Raw genomic sequence first — 6,841 nt, forward strand, 5'->3', positions numbered from 1 at the left:
AAGAGGTGGTGGCGACGGACCAACAGAACATGGAAAACCGTCGCGATCGTCTCACCCATCCCCGGCATCGACAGCCTTGTTCACGGCATCTTTTGGCCAGCGGATCCGACGTGGATCCAGCAAGCCGCAGCCGCATTTAGTCACTTGATCAGTCTCTTTTAGGTATTCTTTCTGATTCGGTTGACAGTGTGCGAGGGTCCCGGGCATCCAGGACCCTCGTTCTTTCTTTTCCCACGAGCGCTGACGCCCTCAGAGTCTCGATGGGACGGCGACGGCCCGCAGAGATTGCAGATTGGCCGACAAGAAGTCATCGAAGGTGCGCGCCGGCCGGCCGGTGATGGCCCGGACCGTCGTCGTGGGCGCGGCCTGCGATCCGGCGGCGACCTCCTCGACCAGGACAGCGAGATCCTCGGCGCACTCGGTCGGCAGACCCTGCGCCCTTATGGCCTCGGCCAGGGAGTCGGCAGGCAGTTCCACCCGGCCCACGGCCCGGCCGAGGGCGGATGACATCCTCTCGGCGACCTCGGCGTCAGTGAGGGCCTCAGAGCCGGTGAGGACGAAGGACTCCCCCCTGCCCGTAGCGCCGGTCAGCAGCGCTGCCCCACAGGCCGCGATGTCGTGACAGTCGATGTGGGCGACGGGAGTGTCGCCGTAGCTGCTGAGCAGGCTTCCGTCAGGGGCGAAGGCGGACGGCGCGATGAAGTTCTGCATGAAACCGGCGGGATGCAGCAGCGACCAGTCCAGCCCCGACGCCTTCAGGTACTCATCGATCTCCCAGTGCGCACCTTGGGAGAGCTTCGCCCCTTGGCGCGCGTGCCAGACCGACACCTTCACCACGTGGGTGACTCCGGCCTTGAGAGCGGCGTCGATCACGCTCTTCTGCCGCCGGATCATGGGCTGCTGCTCCCCGTTCACCGGCTCGGCGCCGGGCCCGTTCAGGAACAATCGGTCCGCGCCCTCAAGTGCCGCGGTCAACGAGTCCCGGTCGTCGAAGTCACCGACGACGAAGTCGCAGCCCAGCGCCCGCCCCTTGGCCTCGTCCCGGACCAGCGCCCGGAACTCCACGCCGTTCTGGCTCAACCGGCCCACCAACGACTTGCCGATGGAGCCGGTGGCTCCCGTCACTAAGATCACGTAAATCCCCTCGACGGCCACGGCGACCTCGCAGGAGCTAACCTGAGGGGCCCTCGGGAAAAGACTAACCTGAGGCACCCTCGGATGAGCAAGGAGCGAGCAGGATGACCGGGTCGACGGGCCGCCGGCCGCGTGCGGATGCCCAGCGCAATCGCGAACGCCTACTGGCAGAGGCCGACGCGGTCTTCCGCCAAGACGGCACGGACGCCTCGCTGGAGAGCATCGCCCGGCGCGCAGGCGTCGCGATCGGCACGCTGTACGGCCACTTCCCCAACCGCCACACCCTCATCGACGCACTGCTCCACGAACGCAATCAGACGCTCATGGACCGCGGGCAGGAGCTGCTCACCGGCTCGCCGCCCGCACAGGCGCTCACCCAGTGGGTCCACCTGGTCGTCGAGCACGCCGCGGCCTACCAAGGGTTGGCCACCGTCCTCGCCGACAGCCTCAGCGACCAGCAGTCCCAACTCCACGCCTCCTGCACGCAGATGACCGACCTCAGCGACCAGCTCATCGCCAACGCCAGAGCAGTCGGCGCACTCCGCCAGGACGTGACGGGGGCCGACATCTTCACCCTGATGAACGCCGCCGCGTGGAGCCGTGAGCACGTGTCCCCGGACCAGGCGGACCGCCTCGTCGCAATGACCATGGCCGGCATGCTCACCCAGACGGCCTCGACCAGTGGTCGGGGGTGACGAAGTCACTGCTTGGGATGCCGTGACGGGGGTCGACCTGAAGCGCGAGGACTCGCTGCGCCGCCCCCTGCCCCTGCCGCCGAAGCACCCGGGAGTTAGCCTGCCACCTGGGATGTAGCCGCGCCGGTCCGCCGTGCAGGGCGGCGACCGACGATGAGGAGATCAGGCATGACGACCACTGCCCACGCCACCCTGCAGCACGAGGACGAGCGGACTCGGGTCACCCGTTGGGACTTCGCCCCGCAGGAGAGCACCGGCCGCCATGTGCACGAGTTCGACTACGTCGTCGTGCCCGTGACCGACGGGCTGACCCACGTGATCACTCCCGACGGCACCGTCACTCCCTCACAGCTGCGGGCGGGCGAGTCCTATGCACGCCCTGCCGGCAGCGAACACGAAGTCGTCAACGCCGGTGATGCCCCGCTGGCCTTCGTCGAGATCGAACTGAAGTGACCGGCGCCTGACAGGGGCGCGGCTCACCACCTGCCCGATGCTGACGGGGTCAGTCGATGCAGAACTCGTTGCCCTCGATGTCCAGCATCGGGATGCACGCGTCGTTGCCGTCGTACAGCGTTCGCACGTACACCGCGCCGAGAGGGACCAGCCGATCGCGTTCCGCCTCCAGTGCGGCGAGACGCTCCTCGCCCACGAGGCCGGTGCCGACCCGCACGTCAAGGTGCACGCGGTTCTTGGCGGCCTTCCCCTCGGGAACGCGCTGGAAGTACAGCCGCGGACCCACACCCGAGGGATCGGCGCAGGCGAACCAGGCGTCCCTCTGCTCAGGAGCCTGTGCCTGCTTGAAGTCGTCCCAAGTGGCGAACCCTTCCGGCGGTGCCGGTACGACGTACCCCAACACCTCGCACCAGAAGCGAGCCAGACGCTCGGGTTCTGCGCAGTCGAAGGTGACTTGGAACTTCTTGATCGCGGACATCAGCGCACGGTAGCAGGCACGATCCGCCGCACCAATGGTCCAGTCACCAAGAGTCGGTTGCCGGGCCGGACAGGGTCTGGTCGGAGCGGCCGGTGAGCGCGACGGATGTGCCCAGCCCGATCATGGCCAGTCCCCCGGTGCCGCCGATCAGTGACATCCGCCGGGGCGAACGGCCCAGCCAATTGCGCGCGGCAGACGCGGTCGGTCCCCACAGGCCGTCCTGCGTCCATGGGCCAGGGCCCGTCCGATGACGAACAGGACGCTCGGTCCCCCGATGGCGGACAGAAGTACGGACATCGTGCAGAAGGCGATGAGTTGGTGAGAGCTGACCATGCGCGGGATCCTCTCCCCCACGTGGTCATGGGTGCCGGACGGACTTTCGGCCCAGACCCTCGACCACGACGTGGACCGGCGTCGCGCGAGTACCGCGCCACCGTGGAGATCAGGCCAATGTTCGCGGCGCCCGGACGGTCCCCGCTCGCGCAGCACGATCCGGCGCAGGTGGTCCTGTCGGACGAGGGCGAGTCCCCGGCCGAAGCGGATGCGGAGTGCGGTGGCGGCGGTGCTCTTTCCGCTGGCCGAGTCGGCTCGGAGCACGACGAGGCGGGTCCGGTCGCTTCCCACGATCGTTCCCCGCACGCTACTGGTCCCCTCCGGGACCACACCCCGGGCGGATGACGACCCGCTCCCGCCCGGTCCGCCCCGTATCCGCCCTTCGACGGCACGTCGCAGCGACCGAACTCTTGCACGACCGTATAGGGTCCGGTGATCGAGGACGGGGTGTCCGCGCTGTATGTCCGGCCGCTGGGAGCGGGCGGGGCGCGGGCGAGGGAGGGGAGAGACCAGTGGGCGGCACACGGGGACGAAGACATGCACCGCCGACCGGGCGGTCCGGGCGGCGCGCGGGCAGGCGCACGCGGCGCGGCCGGATCGTGGCCTGGACGGCCGGTGTCGCTGCCGTTCTCGTGCTCGGTGCCGCCGGTGTCGGCGCGTGGATCTACCACGACCTCGACAACAACATCCACACCGCCCGTCTCGACGACAAGCTCGGTGAGGACCGTCCCGAGAACCTCAGTCCCGGGTCGCGGAACATCCTGGTCGTGGGCTCCGACAGCCGGGACGGCGCGAACGCCAAGTACGGCGGCATGGAGGGGGACACCATGCACTCCGACACGCTGATGGTGCTGCACATCGCCGCGAACCGTAAGTGGGCCACGGTCGTGTCCCTCCCCCGCGACTCCTGGGTGCGGATCCCGGCCTGCGACAAGGGTGACGGGTCGAAGTCCGCCACCCACCACTTCAAGATCAACGAGGCGTTCACGATCGGCGGGACGGGCGGCGACGTCGCCGGGGCCGCCGCCTGCACCATCAAGACCGTCGAGGCCAACACCCACCTGCGCATCGACAACTTCATGTCCGTCGACTTCCAGGGCTTCAAGGGCATGGTCAACGCCCTCGACGGGATCGAGGTCTGCCCCAAGGAGGCCATTCACGACAAGAAGGCCCACCTGGACCTCGAAGCGGGCTGCCAGACGATCAGGGACGAGAAGGCGCTCGGTTACGTACGCGCGCGGTACAGCGTGGGGGACGGTACCGACACCGGACGCATCGGCCGCCAGCAGGAGTTCATGCAGGCGTTGGCCGAGAAGGCCAAGTCGAAGATCACCAGTCCAGGTGCGCTCTACGATCTGCTGCAGTCCGTCACCAAATCCCTCACCACGGACGAGGAGTTGGACGGAATCAAGCCGCTCAGCTCCCTCGCGTCGGAGATCAAGGGCATCCCCAAGAACCACCTGACGTTCCTCACCGTGCCGAATTACCCGCGCGAAGCCGACGTCGCCACCGACAAGGCCAACGTGTCGTGGCAGTACCCGCAGGCAGCGGACGTCTTCACCGCCCTGGCCAAGGACAAGGAGATCGGCAAGAAGCGCGTCGAGGCGGACGCGAAGAACCTGATCTACGCCTCGTCGGTCCGCGTACGGGTCCTCAACGGTTCGGGTACCGAGGGGAAGGCCGCCGCGGTCGCCGCCCGGCTCCGCGAGGCAGGGTTCACCGTCACCGCGACGGGCAACGCGCCCCACGCCGCCCGCACCACGGTCAGCTATCCGGCCGACCTCGCCGGGCGCGCGGCGGTCCTCTCCTCCCAGGTGCCCGGCGCGCGGTCGAAGGCGGACGCCTCGGCCCCGGCGGGCGAAGTCACCCTCGTGGTCGGGACCGATCTGAAGGTCGACGACCTGCGATGACGGGCCGGCGCGCCGGCCCGTCGAGCCCACCGGGGCATGCCAGGAGCAGGCTCGGTCTCAGGCTGTGCGGACCGCCATGAGGAGCCCGCTCGCCCAGGCCTGGCGCACGCACAGGAAGTCCTCGCGTGCGCCCAGCTCTCCCAACAGGCGCTCGACGGACGCCTCGTGGCCGTCCGGCCAGCCGGGCTGCGGGAAGAGGTCGTCGATCAGGTAGGTCCCGCCGGGAGCCACGAGTCGCAGGGCCGACTCCAGGTGGGTGAACTTGCCCGGCCAGGTGTCCGCGAAGACCAGATCGAAGGGGGGACCGTCGAAGTCCTCCAGCCACGTGCCACCGTCCCCGGACACGAAGGTCACCCGGGGGTCGTCCCCCAGTTGCTCCTGGGCGACGGCCTGGACGACTGGGTCGAGTTCGACGGTGGTCAGGTGGGCGGCACGGTCCATGCCGCTGAGGAGCCAGGCGGTTCCCTCCCCCACTCCGGTGCCGAGTTCGAGGATCCGGCCTCCGGGTCGGGCGGCGGCCAGTACGGCGAGGAGGTTTCCCGTCCGGTCCTCGCTGGACATGATGAAGCCCGCCTCGCGTGCAGCGGCGCGCAGGGCGGGCAGGGTGTCCGGGAAGTGGCTCGGCATGTCGTCCATCCGGAGATGATGCGAGGAACTGTCCCTACGAGCAAGGCGATTTCGCCGGCGGTGATGTCGCCGGCGTCCGGCCGCAACAGCGCGCGCCTTCCCACCCCAAGTGCGCGGCGCGGACCCCGTTCCACAACTCGGCCCGTGCCGCGGCGTCGACCTCGGTCACGTCCAGACGGAACACGTCGGCCAGCATCCGGGCGAGGCCTTCCATCACAACGGTCGCGCAGGCCAGTCCAGCAGGCGTGCGCCGATCACCGCGGTCTGGAGCGTGTAGCGGTGCACCGGGTCGGAGGGGTCGGCTCCGGTGAGTTTGTGGATGCGGTCCAGGCGGTACGTCATCGCTCGCACGCTCAGGGACAGGCGACGTGCCGCCTCGGCGGAGACGCAGCCGCAGTCGAAGTAGGCGGTGAGGGTGTCGAGGAGGGGCTGGGCGCCGCCGCGGGCGCTCTGCAGCGGGCCGAGGGTGCTGCTCACCAGGTCCGCCATGGCCTGCCGGTCACGGGTCAGGACGGGGTAGACGAGGAAGTCGGCGGCGCGCAGGACCGGTTCGTCGAGTTCGAGCCGGTGGGCAAGTTCGAGGGTGGACAGGGCCTCTTCGTAGGACTGGACGACGCCGCCGGGGCCCGGCTGCGGGCGGCCGATGGCGACGTGGCCGCCACCCGTGCCCGCGTACGCCTGCTTCGCGAAGAAGGCGAGGAGATCGTCCTGGTCGCCCGGTGCCACACAGACCAGGCGCCCGTCCTTGGTGGTGAGCAGGATGCTGCGGTCGCCGAACCGGCTGATCATGGCCTGTTCCACGCCGCGCGGGACCGTATCCCCTTCTTCGTACGCGGTGTCGCCCTGGGCGATCGCGACGGCGTGCTCGTGGGAGAGGCGCAGGCCGAAGCGTTCGGCGCGTTCGGCGAGCCGGCCCAGGTCGCTGCGGCCGTACAGGAGGTCGTCGATGAACTCCCGTCGGGCCGCCTCCTCCTGACGGACCGCGTGCAGTTGGGAGCGTTCGAAGCCCTCGGCGAACGCGTCGACGGTCTGCTCCACGACGGCGAGGACGTCGGCCGCGTTCGCGGCTCCGGCCGGCACGTTCATACGGGCCTCGCGGAGGTGGGCGGCGATGAGGGCGCGCAGGCCCAAGCCGCCCTCGGCGGCGCGCTCCCCCAGTGCCCGCCGGGTTTCGATCTCGTCGCGGGTCAGGCGGCGTCCGGTTGCGCACG

The 6,841-nt window shown here is 69.4% G+C and carries 7 protein-coding genes and 1 pseudogene; 3 read left to right on the top strand and 5 right to left on the bottom strand.

Going from position 1 to position 6,841, the window contains the following annotated elements; all coding sequences use genetic code 11:
- Positions 1–249 precede the first annotated feature (249 nt).
- On the bottom strand, positions 250–1,134 hold the full coding sequence (locus tag M4J07_RS31800; protein ID WP_255977410.1) for an NmrA family NAD(P)-binding protein: 885 nt from the start codon (positions 1,132–1,134) through the stop codon (positions 250–252).
- Positions 1,135–1,238: 104 nt separating this feature from the next.
- Here M4J07_RS31800 and M4J07_RS31805 point away from each other — a divergent pair, with 104 nt between their 5' ends.
- Both M4J07_RS31805 and M4J07_RS31810 read left to right on the top strand, forming a co-directional pair.
- Complete coding sequence (locus M4J07_RS31805) at positions 1,239–1,829, top strand: TetR/AcrR family transcriptional regulator (protein WP_255977412.1); 591 nt, start codon at positions 1,239–1,241, stop codon at positions 1,827–1,829.
- A 168-nt stretch (positions 1,830–1,997) separates the two neighbouring features.
- Positions 1,998–2,282: a cupin domain-containing protein gene (locus tag M4J07_RS31810; protein ID WP_255977414.1), complete on the top strand. Its 285-nt coding sequence runs from the start codon at positions 1,998–2,000 to the stop codon at positions 2,280–2,282.
- Positions 2,283–2,331: 49 nt separating this feature from the next.
- On the opposite strand, the gene M4J07_RS31815 is transcribed toward M4J07_RS31810, so the two are convergent.
- Together M4J07_RS31815 and M4J07_RS31825 are read right to left on the bottom strand one after the other, a co-directional pair.
- Positions 2,332–2,760, bottom strand: a complete 429-nt coding sequence (locus M4J07_RS31815; protein WP_255977416.1) for a VOC family protein — start codon at positions 2,758–2,760, stop codon at positions 2,332–2,334.
- A gap of 385 nt (positions 2,761–3,145) precedes the next feature.
- Positions 3,146–3,387: pseudogene (locus M4J07_RS31825) on the bottom strand (kinase); the annotation flags it as partial.
- A 218-nt stretch (positions 3,388–3,605) separates the two neighbouring features.
- Here M4J07_RS31825 and M4J07_RS31830 point away from each other — a divergent pair.
- On the top strand, positions 3,606–5,003 hold the full coding sequence (locus M4J07_RS31830; RefSeq protein WP_445276307.1) for an LCP family protein: 1,398 nt from the start codon (positions 3,606–3,608) through the stop codon (positions 5,001–5,003).
- Positions 5,004–5,060: 57 nt separating this feature from the next.
- On the opposite strand, the gene M4J07_RS31835 is transcribed toward M4J07_RS31830, so the two are convergent.
- Positions 5,061–5,639: an O-methyltransferase gene (locus M4J07_RS31835; RefSeq protein ID WP_255977418.1), complete on the bottom strand. Its 579-nt coding sequence runs from the start codon at positions 5,637–5,639 to the stop codon at positions 5,061–5,063.
- 204 nt (positions 5,640–5,843) lie between these two features.
- Positions 5,844–6,841: PucR family transcriptional regulator (locus M4J07_RS31840; RefSeq protein ID WP_255977422.1), on the bottom strand; the 998-nt coding region annotated here is incomplete at its 5' end.

This window comes from Streptomyces longispororuber (assembly GCF_024448165.1).
GTDB classification, from domain to species: Bacteria; Actinomycetota; Actinomycetes; order Streptomycetales; family Streptomycetaceae; genus Streptomyces; species Streptomyces longispororuber_A.

Excerpts from the sequence above, each read along its gene's own strand:
- M4J07_RS31805 (WP_255977412.1), top strand. The coding sequence starts at position 1,239 with ATGACCGGGTCGACGGGCCGCCGGCCGCGTGCGGATGCCCAGCGCAAT.
- M4J07_RS31810 (WP_255977414.1), top strand. The coding sequence starts at position 1,998 with ATGACGACCACTGCCCACGCCACCCTGCAGCACGAGGACGAGCGGACT.
- M4J07_RS31815 (WP_255977416.1), bottom strand. The coding sequence starts at position 2,760 with ATGTCCGCGATCAAGAAGTTCCAAGTCACCTTCGACTGCGCAGAACCC.
- M4J07_RS31835 (WP_255977418.1), bottom strand. The coding sequence starts at position 5,639 with ATGGACGACATGCCGAGCCACTTCCCGGACACCCTGCCCGCCCTGCGC.